Here is a 16,245-nt window from a genome sequence, read left to right on the forward strand (position 1 = left end):
TACCGAAAGTTAAACGCAAGACACGTTAGCGTAGCCGGACCCGCCCGCCAGATTTAGGCGGCTTGGCCCGGCCGCAACACACGCCGCTAATCACCACTGGAATTTGCCGCCGATTTAACCGACAGCTGGCCTATCATCTCGTCAAACCGGCGTAAGGTTTCGTTCTGACCTTCCAACATTTGTAAATGGCCTAGAATATCGCGCGCTTCCGGCCAGCGTTGCTGCGCTACAGTATCATAAAGCGTCCGATATAGGCGCTGAACCAAAAAGCCTCTAAGCAGCTTGGCGGCTGGGGTTTGCTTGAAACTCAAAGAGCGCAACACGGCCGGCACCGCCAAATCCAATCGGCCGGCCTCCGCGCTTTGTAAGGACACGCTCAGCCACTGCTGAGCTACTCGTTCGCTCCGAACGATTTGCTTCAGCTCGGCACCGCAACGTGGGCAGAGCGTGGCCGCCCCGAGCCGGGCGTTGCAGGCCGGGCAGCACTGCATTACGATTCCAGGTAGTAGATGATGTCGTTCAAGCGCTCGACCGGCACGCTTAGCCCGGCCTCGTCGCCGTTTTCCAGACAAGTCGAGATGGTTTCGATCAAATCGACCATGTCTTCCTTGTCTTCGGCGGAAACGGTTTCGAACAGCGCTTCGGCTTTCTTGATCGCATTGCGCGCGGCGGCCACAGCCAGGCTTTCCGGAACCAGAACCGAACCCGCCTCGCCACCGCTGGTTTCACCGAACAAGCCGTCGATACGTTGTTTGGCATTACTAAGCTCACCGCTATCGAAGCGGGAAATGGCATTGTTAATGGTGATGGCTTTTTCCTTGCCGGACGCTTTTTCCCGCGCCGAGACATGCAAGATGCCGTTCAAATCCAAGTCCAGCGTCAAGGTGATGATATTGCCGGCCGGCACGTCCAACAAACCTTCGACCAAAAATTCGCCGATTTCGACGTTGTTCAGCGCATCCGGGTCCTCGCCTTGAAAAATCCGCACATTCACTTCGCGTTGATTGTCGTGATAGGTCTCGAAAGCTTCCGCCTTGCGTACCGGCAACACGCTGTTTTTATGAATGATCGGCACGAACTGATACGGATACGGCAAGCCGTCCAGATAACCGACCGCGCAGGTGCCGAAGGTATACGGCGTTACGTCGACCAATACCGTGCCGATGTCCTCGCCGTTGATCATCGCCGCCTGCATCGCTGCGCCCATCGCCACGCAAAGATCGGGATCGACTTCGCCGTGCGGTTCGAAACCGAATTCGTCGAACAGGCGCTCGCGGATACACGGCGTGCGCGTCGATCCGCCGACCAGAATGATTTCGTCGATGTCCGATGCGGTGAGCTTGGCACCCTTCAGCGCAATGTGGATCGCGTCCATGGTGGCGTTGATATGGTCCGCGATCAGGTCTTCGTAGTCCGAGCGCGCCAACTCCATCGTCAAATGCAGCGGCGTGCCTTGGCGTTCCAGTAAATATTCTTCCTCTATCGTCGCAAACGGCTCGTCGGACAAAACTAGTTTCGCCTGTTCCGCCGCCCGCACGATACGCGCCATTGCTTTGCCGTGCGGCTCGACTTCGATACCGAATTGCTCGCGAATATGCGCCAGGATGCGATCGACGATCAACTGGTCGAAATCGTCGCCGCCCAGGTGATTGTCGCCATGGCTGGCCAGCACCTCGACGACCTCGACGACACCGCTCTGCACGTTGACCACCGACACGTCGAAGGTGCCACCGCCCAGGTCGTACACCAGCATGCGTTTGGCGTCGAGCCGGCCGGCACCGTAAACCAGGGCCGCCGCAGTCGGCTCGTTGATCATGCGCACCACTTCCAACCCGGCGATTTCCCCGGCTTCGCGGGTGGCCTGGCGCTGGGCGTCGGAAAAATAGGCCGGTACGGTAATAACCGCCTTGGAGATCGACCGACCGACGTACTGTTCGGCAATGCCTTTCAAGCGTTTCAGAATGATCGCGGAAATTTCCTGCGGCGTGTACGACTGACCGGCCATCGTCACCCTGGCATCCTGCCCCATCAAGCGTTTAATCGACTTGACCGTGCGCTCCGGGTAAATCAGATATTGGTTGCGTGCGCTGGTGCCGACCAGAATCTCGCCGTTATCGTCGAGTCCGACGAAAGACGGCAAAATCTTGTGACCGTTGTCGGCGATCACAGTGACTTTGCCGTTTTCGACGATAGCTACTTCTGAATTGGTGGTCCCCAGATCGATGCCGATGATGATGTCGTTCATATGCGTTCCCTGAATACTTAAAGTTTATTGACCTTGACTTCCGCCAAGCGCAGTACCTGATCTTCGATTAAAAAGCCCTTGCGCAGTTCTTCGAGAACGACGGCGTTTTCCTGCGTAGGATCGTTGCCGACGGCGATGGTCGTCATCGTTTGCGCAACGAACGGCTTGCCGACACAATCGATGGCAAACACCCGCCGGCGTTGCAGCATTTGTTCCAGGCGCTTCAAGGTGATTTCCTGGCCTTCGCCAATGCTGGCGACGAAGCGCACGTCCTGCTGTTTGGAATGCCGGAACAAACCATCGACCGGCCGATACTGCTGTAAGGCCCGATAGCCGGCATCGAGCCGGTCATAAATATCCAGCCATTCCAGCAGCATAGCCCGCTCGACGTCTCGGCGTTGTTGTTGCAAGCGTTCGTTGGCTTTCGCCAGTTCGCCAGCCAGAGCTTGGTTGTCGGCTTTCAAGGTTTCGACGGCATCGCTCAAGCTGTCCAGCGTGGCCTTGAATTGCCGCGACTCGGCCTTGACTTCGGTTTTCAGGCCGGCCAGATCGCTGAATAACGCGGTCAAATCCGGTTGGTCGACCGAGGTCAAATGGGCAAAATCGGTTTCCTGTAGATAGTGCTGCAAGGCTGCCAGCAATTCGTCTTGCGGGGTTTCTGGGGTCATGTTGGCGTTTTAGTGAATTTGGCGAGCGTTTTTTCGATGGACAGCGTGCTCAACAGTTTTAAGAAGTCGTCCGTGGCCATCGGCCCAATGGCATCGTCTCGGCTAAAGGCTTGCTCTAGCAGCGCATCGAATTGGACGCTGGGAACATGAAATAGTGCGTGGCGCAGGCGGCAGTCTTCGTCCTTGATCGCAGCGTAGGCATCTTGAATCTGCCGAAAGCGCCCGGGATCGCGGTCGGGCGGATTGTCCTTGACCCGCTGCAAATAGGCTTGTTTGATGTCGGCGTCGGCGGCCTGTTCGGACACACCCAGAATACGGTACGGTGAAATCATCGGTACTCAATTGAAAGGCAATGAATATTGCGGGGAGTTATGCTCGAAACGCGCGAGGATGTCGTCGAAACCGACGCCGATCTCGATCTTAAGTTCCTCCGCGCCGGCGAGTATAGCCACCGACCAAAGGAAATCCTGGTTCATAAACAAGATCGCCAGCCGTTGCTGGCCGAGCTGTTCGCCATATTCACGCATAATTTGGGCGGTGAAAAAATCGGGGCCGCGCTTGCGTATGATTTCCTCGATTTTCTTTTCGATGCGCTTGAACATGGCATCCGGAATGGGGCCGAACAAATCCTCTATCGGATCGTCGCTGATGGGCGGCTGGTCGAAGTCCTCAGCTTCATCTTCGAGCGGCTCGGGAGCGCCGCTGGCCCGCTCAAGCAGGCGCGCGATCAACCCGGCGGTCTTATTGTCGTTATCCGCCCGCGCGTCTTCCAGCGCAATTTTCAAGCGGTATAAGCTCATGAAGTCCAAATGGCTGGCATCGCCTTGGCATTCGGCCAGCGTCCGGTAATACATCCAGGCTGGCCTGTGCCGGCGGGCCTGAGCCGCTTTGGCGCAGTGTTTCAATAGCTCGTAATGACCGATGGCTTCCAAAGCTTGGCACCAGCCGAGCAACAGCGTGTCATGGTCCAGCAGCCATTCCACCGACTTTTTCAGCGGCGCTTTGACTTTATCCAAGGCTTTGAACAACAAGCTTCTATCGTCCAATTGCTCATCGTAATAATCGAGCGACGCGATCAGCCGCTGCAATTGCGGGGCTGACAGCAGATAGTCCTTAAACGCCGGCAGCGCTCGGCTAATCCCCTGCGTCGGCAGCTCCAATAGACCGGCTTCGATCTGCGCCTGAAAATGCATGTTGACCGGATCGTCATGCAAAGTAGCCAAAGTATCGACGATGCGTTGCAAGCCCTGGGCTTTGTCCTCGGCCTGCCACAGGTAAAAACCGCGCAACAGTTCGGCCTGGCGGCGCAGACTTTTATCGATAGTCAATTGTTCGGCCGCTTGAATTTCCTTTTCCACCAAATGAAACTTTTCGGTTTTTACCAAGCGGCGGGCGTGAGCCATGTGATTGGCGAACAACAAGTGTTTGGCCAAGGTATTGACCGGATCGATCTTCAACAAAGCTTTGGCATAAGCTGCGGCTTTTTTAAAGGCTTTTCTGGCGGCGGCGGATTTGGCCGCCCGCACCAGTAAATCGCTATCGTTGGGGAAACGTTGCAGACCGCGCTCCAACCAGTATGCGTACTGAGCCATGTTTGGCCGCTGTTCCTGATAAATCGTTAGCAGCTTCAGGTAACTTTGCCGGTCGTCCGGGTCGTATTCCAGGCTGTCGGCCAACATAGCCGCCGCTTCGGCGGAATGGGCCTTGTCGGCCATATGCCTGAGGATCAACGCAATTTTTCGGTCGTTGGCCGGCCGGTCTTGTTTCAGTATATCGATGCAGCGCTGCCAAAAAAAACCGGCGTCGTAGCTGTTTTCGGCTTGCTCGTGCAATAAGGCCTGCACGCGGTTTTCCTCGAACGAGTCCTTGCTGGCGAAGTGTTTGAAGTAGTCTTTTTCGCCGCTCGGATACTCGGCCAACGCTCCCAGGCAATAGGCTTGCGCGGCATCGCTGCCGAACACATCGCGATATTGCAGCGCCAGATTGAAGCGCGCCTTGGCGTCGATCTGACCGTTTAGTTTGACCAGTGCTTCCAGCAACTGAGCTTGGCGGACGCTGAGACCTTTGGCCTGAGCAACGATGCGGCGTTGATTGTGCTCAAGCCCGGACACGCTGGCGACAAAGTCCGCGCCGGATTGCCGATACGCCAAGCAGGCCTTAGCCAGCGGTTGATAGGGCGATTCGTCGGGGATTTTGGCTACCAGGTTCAGCGCTTGCTCGCTGTCCGCGCCATCCGACAACTGCGCTTTCAGCAAGGTGCGCAAATCGCGAAACGCCGACCGGAACGGCAGTTGTTTCAGAGCCTGTTCACACCGCTCACGCTCGCCGTTACGATACGCCGCGAGCGCCGCGACTACCCATTCCCAATGTTTGAGCAGTGCGGAATCCTGGGGTAAATGCGGCAACAGGTCGGAGGCCCCGGATACCAACAGCACCCCCAGATAAACCGGCAGCGCCGGAAACTCTTCGTCCAGCTGCCGCGAGTCGAGGCCATCCAGCACCGTATGCGCCTTGCGCTCGTTTTTACCGGCCAACAGCCACAACACGTAAACGTCTTGTGCTTGCAACGGCGCGTCAGCATGGGCGGCGTAATTTTCCCAAAGTACGCAGGCTTCCTTGAACATGCCCTTGCCGGCCATCGCCCAGGCTCTTTGCAAATAGCAATCAGCCAAGCAACGTTGGGTTTCGGCGTCGCCCGATTGTTTCAACAATTCCTTGAACAGATCGCCCGCCTCCTTATAACGTCCGGCGGCATAGTGCGCCCTGGCTTTTTCCGGTAAGGTCGACTCCGAGATCGCGGCGGAAATTTTCTGGATGATTTTTTTCATGGCTGTTTCGGGATTAGCCGATACTTCAAAAAGGCATTATAAAACAGCACCGGGATATACCACCTCTTAAGCTTTCTTACCCAGAATTCCATTCGATCCGAATTTTCTTGATTGGCTACTCGTGAACCATAGATGTTCACGAGCTATTGGATGTTAAGGGGAAGACCTTGTGAACCGGCTATGTGCCGAACTGACTTCTTTCAGAACCGAACCAACAAAATCGACCCTAACCGGCCAGTCAGTATGTCCGAAAGCAGTCATTAATAATCAGCTGTTTTTCAGTTAAAATCAATATATCGATCAACGACTGACATCTAAAACTATTGAGTGAATTTAAATGATAAAACAAAGATCCCTAGAACATCTAAAGCCAATACAGAAATGGCTTTCCTTATTAAGAGAAGTAGACATCAAAAATCAAGACGGTGGTAAAGGTCCTAGCAAGCCCCCCGTACCCTCACCCGGTGAGCCTCGACGTCAACCCAGCAAAGATCATGGCGGCGGCGGCGGTCGTGGCCCTGTTCGAGGTCCTACTAAATAACGCTGAGACCATGTGGCGTTTCTGGGCAATAAGAATAGTGATAAAAGTATGAATAAAAATAAACAACTAATCCGGAGGATTAGAGGCACACTAACAAAGCCCAAAAACACGATACAGCCACCTACAGGCATGTTATATACGACTCCAGACGAGGCTCTCAAGGTATTGCGGGAGGAATATAATTATTGGACGGGCAGACTGACGGATAGTAGCTTTAATTTGTCAATAGCGCTGATCGCAGCAAACTGGGCTGTATTTGGCTCTGTAGACAAAATCCTTACAAATCATTGGGCAAAAGGATCAATTGCATTGATCCTCCTTTTACTTGGTATTAATTTGATTGGTTGCAAGATACTTGGTGAATGGCACGACGAGCGTATCAAATACGCAGAAGCTAATCCTAATAGATGGCATACAGAGTTTAGTGAAACATTCGGTAAATCTAATTCTTGGCCGTTTTCTAACAAAATTATCAGTCTTAGCAAGTTACTTCGTTGGTGTAAAACATGGCTTCCACTCTTTGGAGGTGGTATGTTTCTTGTTGCGCTTTTATTGCCTTAGGAATTTAAGCCGCTACCAACACATCACCATTCAAACCGCTCTATCTGAAAAGCGCTAATGACTTCTCCTGGCCGAACTCAGCCGAATATCAAGCGCCCAACAATTGACGCCCAGGCCGCGATCGCCGAAGATCAAGGCTTTTTCTGGAGCTGTGATGAGTGACAACGACTTTATTCTCTCCGCCGCCGGGGTACGTATGCCGGGCATTATTTACGGGACGGCCTGGAAGCAGGAGCGGACCGCCGCATTAGTGGAACAGGCCATAATGCTAGGGTTTCGCGGTATCGACACGGCTTGCCAGCCCAAGCATTATCACGAGGCCGGGGTTGGCGAAGGAGTGCTGGCCGCTTGCCGCGGATTGGGTTTGCAGCGCTCCGATCTTTATTTACAAACCAAATTCACGCCCTTAAACGGCCACGATCCGCTGCGCATTCCTTACGATGCCAAGGCCAGTCTGCCCGAACAAGTCGCGCAATCCTTCCAGGTTTCGTTAAAAAATCTGCATACCGATTATCTGGATGGCTTGGTGCTGCATTCACCGCTGGCGGATCGCGGACAGTTGCTCGAAGTTTGGCAAGCGTTGGAAGTTATCCAGCAGAGCGGCGGTGCCAAGCAACTGGGCATTAGCAATTGCTACGATCCGGCCTTGTTCGAGTTTTTGTACGACAACGCCACAGTTAAACCCGCCGTGTTGCAAAACCGGTTTTATGCCGATACCGGCTACGATAAACAGCTGCGGGCGTTTTGCCGGCAACAGCAAATCGTCTATCAGAGCTTTTGGACGCTGACGGCCAACCCCAAAATACTGGCTGACTCGGCTGTGAAAGCCTTGGCGGAAAAATACCGGCGCGGCCCGGCGCAAATATTCTTCCGCTATTTAACGCAGATTGGCATCGTGCCTTTAACCGGAACCACATCCGCCCAACATATCTGCGAGGATTTGGCTATTTTCGAGTTTGAGTTGACCAGCGCGGAATGTGCGGCTGTGGCAGCCTTGCTTTAAGCGTGATTCTAAAGCGCTAAGAATCAATAGCCAAACTCCCTTCCACCTGAGCATCTCGTAAAAAGGGACAACGTTATTATTAGATATAAAACAACAGTTTATTTAGTTTTCACCCCCTCACCCCAACCCTCTCCCGCGAGGAGAGTGGGGCTTTTCCTAAAGCCCACACTGGTTGGCGAATTTGCAATACATCTCGGTTGACCAGGCCCATCATCAACTGATTTGCCCAGTTAACGGTTAAGGCTTTTATAATAGCGGCAACCTTGCCTCTCCAAGCCCCTAAATGTCATGCTGATTAACCGTTACCTGCGTAAATTCGCCTACTTATGCAGCGGGCTTTGCCTGGTGCATATGAACGTACTTGCTCAAGGCAATCCGGCGGACATCGAAGCGACCAACGAATTGCTGCCGCTAAGTTGGGAGGAACTTACCGAGCTGGAAGTATCCAGCCTGGCCCGGCAGGAACAAACGGTCAAGGACAGCCCGGCCGCGGCATTCGTCATCACTTCGGAAGACATCCGCCGCTCCGGCGCCACCAGTTTGCCGGAAGTGTTACGCATGGTGCCTGGCATGAATGTGGCTAAAATCAACGCCTGGAATTGGGCGGTCAGCGCGCGCGGTTTTAACGATCTATATGCCAACAAGCTGCAAGTGATGATAGACGGCCGCAGCATTTATGATCCACTCATCAGCGGGGTGTATTGGGGCCAGCAAAATCCGTCGCTGCCGGATATAGAACGCATCGAAGTGTTGCGCGGCCCCAGTGGCAGTTTGTGGGGTGCCAATGCAGTGAACGGCACCATCAACATCATTACCCGTTCGGCTCGCGATACTCAGGGCGGTTTGCTTAATGCCGGCGGTGGCACCGAGGAACGCGGCTTCGGCGGGATTCGTTACGGCCAGAAATTATCCGAATCCACCTTTCTGCGCGGCACGATCAGTACGATGGTGCGCGACGCCAGCATCGATCTGGCCGGCAGGCAAGACACCCACGACACCGGCGATACCGAAACCGCCAATTTTCGCCTGGACAGCCAACTCAGCGCCCAGGACAAACTGATGGTGGAAGCCAACGTCTCCCGCTACCGGTTGGGCGGCTACTATATCGGTAAAACCTCAACGACAGCACCGCTGTGGCAAAACGACGATTTTGGTCGGGACGGCGTGACCGGCAGTTTGCAGGGCAATTGGTCGCATCGCACCGACAGCGGCCACGACTGGCGGCTGAATATGGCGTTTACCCAAACCGAATGGCAATTGGCAGTGAACCGGATGAGCCGCTCGCACTACGATCTGGATTTTCAACACACCCTGCCGGCCATCGACAACCATAAGCTGATGTGGGGTTTGAATTACCAAAACATCGACGATAGTTTCGACAATACGCTCACCCTGGGTTTCGAGCCGAATCAACTCACTCAACATAATGTCGGCGTGTTTCTCCAAGATCAAATCGGCTTGACCGACGATCTGACCCTGACGTTAGGCAACCGGGTGGAGCATTTCACCTTCACCGGCTGGGAAACCGAACCCAACGCCCGGCTACTGTGGACGCCCAACAAACAACACAGCCTGTGGGCGGCGGTGTCGCGAGCCGTGGTGTTGCCGAATCGGGCCCAACACAGCATTCGTTTGTTCAAACAAATCCCGAACACCAACCGTTTTTTCGAAGCCAAAGCCAATCCGGACATGCTGACCGAAAATCTGCTGGCCTACGAATTGGGTTGGCGCTGGCAAATCTCCAATAATCTGGATGTCGATAGCGCCTTGTTTTACAACATCTACGACCGGATGCAAGGCACCAAATTCACAGGCGTCACCTATAACGATCCGATATTCGGCAACATCAAGCAGGCTACCGTGGCCAATTACCGGCAAGTGGACAGTTACGGCCTGGAATTGGCTGTCAATTACCGGGTAAACCACGATTGGCGCCTGCAAGCGTCTTACAGCGCCAACCAATTCTCGGTCAATTACGATAAAAACCAGCCCTGGTTTCGCGATCCGCTCACCGAAGAACATTTCAATCCGCAACACAATGTTTCGCTGCGCTCTTTGTACAACCTGACCAGCGAAATCGAACTGGATGCCTGGGCGCGCTATGTCGATGAACTGTATATCGATAGACGCAGCATTCCGGCCTATATCTCGCTGGACTTGCGGCTGGGCTGGCATCCGCACAAAAATCTGGAGTTATCGATAAGCGGGCAAAATCTGTTGGATGATCAACATCCTGAATTCAGCGACGTGCTTTACATACCGGTCGCCAGCCAGATTCAACGCGGCTATCTGGCGCAAATATCCTGGCATTTTTAAGACGGTTGATTGCGCCAATGCGTCTGCACACCCTTTTGCTACTCAGTGTCTGCGTTTGGTTCGCCGGTTTCGCGCACGCGGAGGAAAATAGCCAAAGCCGCGAGTTTCAATTAAAGACTGCCTATTTGTTCCATTTTGCAGAATTGGCGCAATGGCCGACTACCAAGCCGGTGACGATTTGTTTGCACGGTCACAGCTTGTTACGCGCCTATCTGCCGGTGTTGGAAGGCCAGCAAATCAACGGCAGTGCGGTTCATGTCAATCTAGCCGACGCCCCCGACATCGCCCAATGCAGCATCTTATTTCTAAGCGACTTGGCCGGGTTAACGCCGGTTTTGACCGAGCAAGCTAGACAACATCATGTGTTGTTGGTCGGCGACGTAGAAAACTTCGCTAACCACGGGGGTATGGTGCAATTTACGTTACGCGACAACAGGTTAAAACTGGTGGTAAATTTAGCGGCGGTGAAATCAGCCGATTTAAAGCTGAGTTCGAAATTACTGCGGATGGCCGAAATAATAGAATGACAGCGTCAACAGATCCTCGCATTTCCATTAGCCGCAAGCTGGGTAAAATCCTGCGAGTGATGGTCATGTTAAGCCTGATGGTGGCGACGGTATCACTGTCGATTCGGGAATATTCGGCTTTGCAGCAGACCATCGGCCAGAAACTGACCTTGACCGCCAATATGATCGGCCAAAACAGCAGTTTTGCCTTGTTATTCGACGATAATCAAACCGCCCAGGAAGTACTGGACGCGCTGGCCCACGATCCGGACATCATCGCCGGGCAAATCCAAACCCCCAGCGGCGTCACGCTGGTCCGCTATGAAAAACCCGCCACCAATTGGCACGGCTGGTGGCCGACCTGGCTGTCGAAAACCCGGCAGATCACGCAGCCGATTTTGCATAAAAATAAACAGATTGTCGGCCACATTACCCTGGTTGCCGATCTGAAACGCTCCTACCACTCCTTGCTGTTCAATACCCTGATTAACACCGGTATTATCTTGATCGCCTTGAGTGTGGTGGCCTTGTATGTGCAGCGCTTGCAGCGTTCGTTTTTAGGCCCCTTGTTGAAATTGGCCAATACCGCGCGGCAAATTGAAAAAGACCACGATTACAGCCGGCGCTCGGATTATTCCGGTAACGACGAAATCAGCGACTTGGCCGAGGCCTTTAATAATATGCTGGCGCAAATCCAGGCGCACGAGACCGATTTGGAAAGCCAGGTGCGAAGCCGCACGCAGGAGCTTGAGCTTGCCAAACGGGATGCGGAGTCCGCCAATCAGGCCAAGGGCCAGTTTCTAGCCAATATGAGCCATGAAATTCGCACGCCGATGAACGCAATTGTCGGCTTGGTGGAACTGTGCCTGAATAGCGAACTGAGCTTTAAACAGCGCGAGTATCTGAAACGGGTGGAGTCGTCCGCGCATTCCTTGATGACGCTGATCGGCGACATTCTGGATTTCTCCAAAATGGAAGCCGGCAAGATGCAGATGGAGACCATTCCTTTTTTGCTGGAAGAAATGCTGGAGCATGTGTTTTCAACCATGCTGCAACTGAGCGCCAACAAGGGGATTCAACTCATCAGGCCGCCGGCCGGACCGGAGTATCATGCGGTAATCGGCGACCCGCAACGGCTGCGGCAGGTTTTGATCAATCTGATCGGCAACGCCATCAAGTTTACCGAACACGGCGAGGTAGTGGTCAGCTTCAGCGAAATCAGCCGCGACGCTCACTCGGTGCGTCTGCAATTTGCGATCAGCGACACCGGCATCGGCATCACCGCCGAACAGCAAACCAAGCTGTTCCAGGCCTTTAGCCAGGGCGACAGCAGCGTAACCCGCAATTACGGCGGCACCGGCTTGGGCTTGATCATCTCTAAACAATTGATAGAGCAGATGGGCGGCAGTATAGAAGTCAGCAGCGAACCCGGCATCGGCTCCACCTTTACCTTTAACGTGCTGCTGGGGGCTACCGATCTTAACACCATCCGCAATTTCCAAATTCGCCGTCACCACGCCAGCATAGACATCGGTAAATTGGCGCGACTGCATGGGCGACGGGTGTTGCTGGTGGAAGATAACGAAATCAATCGCATCGTCGCCATCGAGCTGTTGGAACAAGCGCAATTACAGGTGGATATTGCCGAAAACGGCGAACTGGCCTTGGACAAGCTGCGGCGTAACGAATACGACTGTGTGCTGATGGACGTGCAAATGCCGGTGATGGACGGCTATCAAGCTACCCGGCTGTTGCGGCAAATCCCGGCTTGCCGCGACCTACCGATCATTGCGATGACAGCCAACGTGATGCACGGCGATCATCAACACTGCCTGGCGGCTGGCATGAACGACTTCATCGGCAAACCGATTCTGCCGGCCACGCTTTACGAGGCCTTATTGAAATGGATTAAACCCGTTGCCGACCAGCCTTTGGACATCGGGTAGCATTAATCAACGCCCTATCTACCCCACGGCATAATCGGCACAGTCGATACGCTATTGGCCGGCGCGCCTTCGATCACTCTGCGGCTAATCGCCAGATAAACCAGCGTGTTGTGCTTGGCATCCCACAAACGGGTAATGTTGGTGGACTTGAAAAACAGCGAGGTGCTTTCCGAAAACACGGTTTCTTCGGAGCCCAGTTTAGCCGGCAATGTGATCGGGCCGATTTGCCGGCAAGCCAAGGAAAATTCCGACGGATCTTCCGACAGACCCAAGCCGCCGGAAATCCCGCCGGATCTCGCTTGACTGATATGGCAAATCACATTGGGGATTTTCGGATCTTCGAACACATCAACGCAAACCTTGTGATTGGCGCCGATCAGTTTCCACGCGGTGGTCACGCAACCCACTTCATCGGCCTGCGCCACGCCGGCCAGTGTCAGCAACAAGCCGCAGCATAAGCGGCCGCCACGTTTTAAGGATGTTTTCAGCATAAATTTCTCGCAGACAATGAGTTGATCGGAATGGACGGGCTCAGGGTAACAAGCGCCAGTCGCTAAAACAAGCCGCCTGACCGACATAGCGTTGCGCGCTATCATAAACATTCCACACCACAGCCCGCTCGATCAAAAAGCGCTTGCCGGATTTGGCGATACGCACCCCGGAATAATGGTCGATATAACCCTGGCTGGCGACTTGATTCAGCAAACGTTCGCGCTCCTCGCGGTTCACCGGTTCCGCCGAGAAACGCGAAGGCATGCCGATGAATTCCGGCCAAGGTAGCTCGAATAAATTCTGCGCGGTTTGGTTGGCGTAATTGAATACAGGATCGGCGTCGGTGTTATGCGACAGCAAAACAAAATCAGCTTGATAGGCTTGCTGACCAAGCGACAAAGCTGAAGATTCTTCTAATAGCGGTCTACCCAATAAACGCCGATAGCTGTCCACTAACAATTGGATATGGGTTTCGTAAAAATCGTTTTCCCGGCTGGGTACTGGCAAATCAAGCATGGCTATCCGTTACACACCGGGATGGTAAAGTTCTTTTTTATAAACCGCGCTGATTTGCCGGCCGTCCCACACATAACAATAATGCGCGCCTTGTTTGACCGGCGCCAGCAAGCGCGGTTTAAACACCGCCACACATTCGCCGCCCACCGCCCGCACGCTGGAATAGACGATCCCGTCCGCGCCGTCCGCTCGCAACTGCCGGGCCAAAGCCTGCGCGGCAGCATAATTGCCGGTGTCGGCATCGTAAATTTCCGGCAATTCGGTTTGCCGGCCGCGAATGTCGTGCAAATCGGCATTCAAATCTGATGCATAACTGCGCATGTCGATGTCAATCGGTGCCTGTTGGGTCGCAGCCAGAAACCGGCTGCGATGAAAACAGGTCTCAGCTATCGCGGTATCGATGTCCTTGGCGGCGTAATACACGCCATAACTGCCGTCGCAAAACCGGCTGCCTTCTGGATTGAGGTGAGTGAACGCCGCCATGATGGGCGTAGTCCCCGGCCCTGCAATCCGGTCCGCCGCGGCGACTAAGCTGATTTCACCGGCTTCGTCGCGCAAACGGTCGTTAGTCAGCGCTTCGATGGCAAACACCACGTCCAGGTCAGCCGGGTCTGCGACTCTGTCGAACAAACCTGCCGGCGGAAACCGGCTGGGCACCAAGCGCCAGCAGGGTCGCCAGTCTATCCGACTGATTTTGGCAGGCAACATTAGGCCCAACCGCACTGCGCATCCAGATACTGGCGCACCACATATAAATCCGCCACTCGGCCGGACAGCATGCGTTGCAACGCGGTTTGCCCGGAAAACAGCGCGGCCTGATTTGGCTGGTGCAACCAGCCGTCCGCCGCTTCCGCTTTGGGCAGCAAAATCTGCAAGGCTTTGTAAATCCCAAAGATATAAGACAGCCTTTCCAGTTTATCGGCGTTAAGACTGGCGCTTTCCGGGTTTTTCTTCCATTTAAAATAAGTGCTGCGCGAATCCAGCCCCAATAAAACCATGGCCTGCTCGACATTCAAACCCCAGGCATCGGCGATATTAAAAAAGGTACGCAAAGCTGCGCCCGCCACCATGGCGCTATCGGCGGGTAATTGCGCATGAGCGGTTGACAACATAAACTCTCCAAACAACTTATCTAAACTTTATTTTAAAATAAGTCTATTTATGGACTTTGTCAACCTTGCTTTAAGCCGTCACCCATTAGCCAACGATAGTTTTGCATCAGTGCCTATCCAATCTCGACAGCCATGCCGCCCTAAATACCAAAATCGTCGCGGTTAGAAAACCGACCGTCGTCAATGTAAAACTGATGCCGGCCTGAATCGGGAAGTGCGGTTCAACCAGTAAAGCCGTGGCATCCGGCTTCGCCGCCAAGCCTCTTAATAAAAATGATAATGGGTTGAAAAACGCCCCGAAACAGCAGGCGGCTACCACCCAGATTGGCGGGATAATCGCGTATTGCCGGAACAATAAAAAGAAAATGAACAGAAATTGCGCCATCATCAGATAGTCGATATGGGCGCGGATGATGTCGGCCCGCTCGACCAGATGACCTGCCAGCACACCGTCGGGAAAAAACAGCGTGATGCCTAGCACCCAGGCAATGCTCAACGCTATCCCCAGACACAATATCGCAAACGCCAGCAAAAAGACGTTTGCCATGGGTTCGGGTGGAAATTTTTGATTAGTCATGTTTATCCTCGTTTTAAAAGGGACTTAGTCCCGGTTATCGAATGCCGCCAAGGGCAAACGCCCGCACCCCGTTGCCAAGCGCAAGCGCGTTGACTAGACTGGCCGGACGCCACAAGGAGCATAAACAATGACCGATACCTCTCGCTTGTATGAACGTGCTGCGGTAATCGCCAATCCGTTCGACGCGCTGTGGGACATCAGCGACGGCCGCACGTTTTTTTGCGGCCCGCTGTATTACAACGCCAACCATCAACACGGGGCACCGGTGTTTCTGGCCGGACTGTATGGCAAGTTTCGTTTGAAAATAGCGGGTAGCGATTGGCTGTCTTGCCGTACTGCGGTGATTCCGGCCGGTGTGTGGCACGAGCTGGATGTGGGCGGCGACCCGCTGGCGGTGTTTTACATCGAACCGACCATTGCCGGCGTCGAGGCACTGCTACCTTTAACCCGCAACACCCGCTCGGTCAACGGCGCTTTGGTGGGTAGCGGCGGTGAAATCGCCTTCATGCGCGATCTGTACGAGGCACGCTACGATCCCCATTGGAGCGCGCAGCCCTTAGCCGATTTGCTGGATTTTTCGAAACGCCGGTCGCAAGCCGACAGCTTAGACCCACGCATCAGCCAAATCGTCGAATTTTTATTCACGCGAGGCGACGACCTGACTTCGGTGATTACGCTGGCCGCAAACGTGGGGTTGTCCGCGTCCCGACTACAACATCTTTTCAGCCAGCAGATCGGTGTGCCGTTTCGCCGTTATCGCAGCTGGAACAGAATGCGGCAGGCCATACAACAAGTGATCAAGGGCCACAACTTCACGACCGCCGCCCATTCCAGCGGGTTTTCCGATTCCGCCCATTTCAGCCACGAATTTCGTAAGACCTTCGGCGCCGCGCCCACCGTAGGCCTGCATAATTTGGCGCGGCTGCAACGCTAA

General features: G+C 54.1%; 16 protein-coding genes. 6 read left to right on the forward strand and 10 right to left on the reverse strand.

What is annotated here, in order from left to right; translation table 11 throughout:
• Positions 1-86: 86 nt before the first annotated feature.
• From ACR64Q_RS20460 to ACR64Q_RS20480, 5 genes are read right to left on the reverse strand one after another with little or no spacing between them, the layout of a single operon-like run.
• Positions 87-491 carry a hypothetical protein gene (locus ACR64Q_RS20460; RefSeq protein ID WP_313732933.1) on the reverse strand — a complete coding sequence of 135 codons (405 nt, stop codon included), beginning with the start codon at positions 489-491 and terminating at the stop codon, positions 87-89.
• Entirely contained in the window at positions 491-2,245 is a 1,755-nt protein-coding gene (locus ACR64Q_RS20465; protein ID WP_313732934.1) for an Hsp70 family protein, read from the reverse strand. Before ACR64Q_RS20465 ends, ACR64Q_RS20460 begins: the two co-directional genes overlap by 1 nt.
• Positions 2,246-2,262: 17 nt before the next feature.
• Positions 2,263-2,913: a nucleotide exchange factor GrpE gene (locus ACR64Q_RS20470; RefSeq protein ID WP_313732935.1), complete on the reverse strand. Its 651-nt coding sequence runs from the start codon at positions 2,911-2,913 to the stop codon at positions 2,263-2,265.
• The gene (locus ACR64Q_RS20475; protein ID WP_313732936.1) at positions 2,910-3,245 is read right to left on the reverse strand and encodes a J domain-containing protein; all 336 of its coding nucleotides are present in this window, start codon (positions 3,243-3,245) and stop codon (positions 2,910-2,912) included. The genes ACR64Q_RS20470 and ACR64Q_RS20475 overlap by 4 nt, the downstream gene beginning before the upstream one ends.
• 6 nt (positions 3,246-3,251) lie before the next feature.
• Positions 3,252-5,741, reverse strand: a complete 2,490-nt coding sequence (locus ACR64Q_RS20480; protein WP_313732937.1) for a hypothetical protein — start codon at positions 5,739-5,741, stop codon at positions 3,252-3,254.
• A 589-nt stretch (positions 5,742-6,330) separates the two neighbouring features.
• On the opposite strand from ACR64Q_RS20480, the gene ACR64Q_RS20485 reads away from it, so the two are divergent.
• The 5 genes from ACR64Q_RS20485 (at position 6,331) to ACR64Q_RS20505 (ending at position 12,614) form a co-directional block, all read left to right on the forward strand.
• Positions 6,331-6,843 (forward strand): hypothetical protein, encoded by a 513-nt coding sequence (locus ACR64Q_RS20485; protein WP_026602706.1) that lies wholly within the window; start codon positions 6,331-6,333, stop codon positions 6,841-6,843.
• A 154-nt stretch (positions 6,844-6,997) separates the two neighbouring features.
• Positions 6,998-7,846, forward strand: a complete 849-nt coding sequence (locus ACR64Q_RS20490) for an aldo/keto reductase family protein (RefSeq protein WP_313732938.1) — start codon at positions 6,998-7,000, stop codon at positions 7,844-7,846.
• A 288-nt stretch (positions 7,847-8,134) separates the two neighbouring features.
• The gene (locus ACR64Q_RS20495) at positions 8,135-10,162 is read left to right on the forward strand and encodes a TonB-dependent receptor plug domain-containing protein (RefSeq protein ID WP_313732939.1); all 2,028 of its coding nucleotides are present in this window, start codon (positions 8,135-8,137) and stop codon (positions 10,160-10,162) included.
• 17 nt (positions 10,163-10,179) lie between these two features.
• Positions 10,180-10,689 (forward strand): YfiR family protein, encoded by a 510-nt coding sequence (locus ACR64Q_RS20500; RefSeq protein ID WP_026602709.1) that lies wholly within the window; start codon positions 10,180-10,182, stop codon positions 10,687-10,689.
• Positions 10,686-12,614, forward strand: coding sequence for an ATP-binding protein (locus ACR64Q_RS20505; RefSeq protein WP_313732940.1), 1,929 nt, complete (start codon positions 10,686-10,688; stop codon positions 12,612-12,614). Before ACR64Q_RS20500 ends, ACR64Q_RS20505 begins: the two co-directional genes overlap by 4 nt.
• Before the next feature lie 14 nt (positions 12,615-12,628).
• On the opposite strand, the gene ACR64Q_RS20510 is transcribed toward ACR64Q_RS20505, so the two are convergent.
• From ACR64Q_RS20510 to ACR64Q_RS20530, 5 genes are all read right to left on the reverse strand, one after another.
• A complete protein-coding gene (locus tag ACR64Q_RS20510; protein WP_026602711.1) occupies positions 12,629-13,105 on the reverse strand; it encodes a CreA family protein in 477 nt (158 codons plus the stop codon).
• A 40-nt stretch (positions 13,106-13,145) separates the two neighbouring features.
• On the reverse strand, positions 13,146-13,622 hold the full coding sequence (locus ACR64Q_RS20515) for an MEKHLA domain-containing protein (RefSeq protein WP_313732941.1): 477 nt from the start codon (positions 13,620-13,622) through the stop codon (positions 13,146-13,148).
• A gap of 9 nt (positions 13,623-13,631) precedes the next feature.
• Positions 13,632-14,330 carry an RES family NAD+ phosphorylase gene (locus tag ACR64Q_RS20520; protein ID WP_026602713.1) on the reverse strand — a complete coding sequence of 233 codons (699 nt, stop codon included), beginning with the start codon at positions 14,328-14,330 and terminating at the stop codon, positions 13,632-13,634.
• Positions 14,330-14,734, reverse strand: coding sequence for an MbcA/ParS/Xre antitoxin family protein (locus tag ACR64Q_RS20525; protein ID WP_313732942.1), 405 nt, complete (start codon positions 14,732-14,734; stop codon positions 14,330-14,332). Before ACR64Q_RS20525 ends, ACR64Q_RS20520 begins: the two co-directional genes overlap by 1 nt.
• A 106-nt stretch (positions 14,735-14,840) precedes the next feature.
• Positions 14,841-15,311, reverse strand: coding sequence for a hypothetical protein (locus tag ACR64Q_RS20530; RefSeq protein ID WP_313732943.1), 471 nt, complete (start codon positions 15,309-15,311; stop codon positions 14,841-14,843).
• Between the two features lie 127 nt (positions 15,312-15,438).
• Here ACR64Q_RS20530 and ACR64Q_RS20535 point away from each other — a divergent pair, with 127 nt between their 5' ends.
• Complete coding sequence (locus ACR64Q_RS20535; RefSeq protein ID WP_313732944.1) at positions 15,439-16,245, forward strand: helix-turn-helix domain-containing protein; 807 nt, start codon at positions 15,439-15,441, stop codon at positions 16,243-16,245.

Source organism: Methylomonas sp. 2F7 (assembly GCF_057126975.1).

Excerpts from the sequence above, each read along its gene's own strand:
- ACR64Q_RS20530 (WP_313732943.1), bottom strand. The coding sequence starts at position 15,311 with ATGACTAATCAAAAATTTCCACCCGAACCCATGGCAAACGTCTTTTTG.
- ACR64Q_RS20465 (WP_313732934.1), bottom strand. The coding sequence starts at position 2,245 with ATGAACGACATCATCATCGGCATCGATCTGGGGACCACCAATTCAGAA.
- ACR64Q_RS20500 (WP_026602709.1), top strand. The coding sequence starts at position 10,180 with ATGCGTCTGCACACCCTTTTGCTACTCAGTGTCTGCGTTTGGTTCGCC.
- ACR64Q_RS20535 (WP_313732944.1), top strand. The coding sequence starts at position 15,439 with ATGACCGATACCTCTCGCTTGTATGAACGTGCTGCGGTAATCGCCAAT.
- ACR64Q_RS20525 (WP_313732942.1), bottom strand. The coding sequence starts at position 14,734 with ATGTTGTCAACCGCTCATGCGCAATTACCCGCCGATAGCGCCATGGTG.
- ACR64Q_RS20510 (WP_026602711.1), bottom strand. The coding sequence starts at position 13,105 with ATGCTGAAAACATCCTTAAAACGTGGCGGCCGCTTATGCTGCGGCTTG.
- ACR64Q_RS20470 (WP_313732935.1), bottom strand. The coding sequence starts at position 2,913 with ATGACCCCAGAAACCCCGCAAGACGAATTGCTGGCAGCCTTGCAGCAC.
- ACR64Q_RS20485 (WP_026602706.1), top strand. The coding sequence starts at position 6,331 with ATGAATAAAAATAAACAACTAATCCGGAGGATTAGAGGCACACTAACA.
- ACR64Q_RS20495 (WP_313732939.1), top strand. The coding sequence starts at position 8,135 with ATGCTGATTAACCGTTACCTGCGTAAATTCGCCTACTTATGCAGCGGG.
- ACR64Q_RS20475 (WP_313732936.1), bottom strand. The coding sequence starts at position 3,245 with ATGATTTCACCGTACCGTATTCTGGGTGTGTCCGAACAGGCCGCCGAC.
- ACR64Q_RS20460 (WP_313732933.1), bottom strand. The coding sequence starts at position 491 with ATGCAGTGCTGCCCGGCCTGCAACGCCCGGCTCGGGGCGGCCACGCTC.
- ACR64Q_RS20520 (WP_026602713.1), bottom strand. The coding sequence starts at position 14,330 with ATGTTGCCTGCCAAAATCAGTCGGATAGACTGGCGACCCTGCTGGCGC.
- ACR64Q_RS20515 (WP_313732941.1), bottom strand. The coding sequence starts at position 13,622 with ATGCTTGATTTGCCAGTACCCAGCCGGGAAAACGATTTTTACGAAACC.
- ACR64Q_RS20490 (WP_313732938.1), top strand. The coding sequence starts at position 6,998 with ATGAGTGACAACGACTTTATTCTCTCCGCCGCCGGGGTACGTATGCCG.
- ACR64Q_RS20480 (WP_313732937.1), bottom strand. The coding sequence starts at position 5,741 with ATGAAAAAAATCATCCAGAAAATTTCCGCCGCGATCTCGGAGTCGACC.
- ACR64Q_RS20505 (WP_313732940.1), top strand. The coding sequence starts at position 10,686 with ATGACAGCGTCAACAGATCCTCGCATTTCCATTAGCCGCAAGCTGGGT.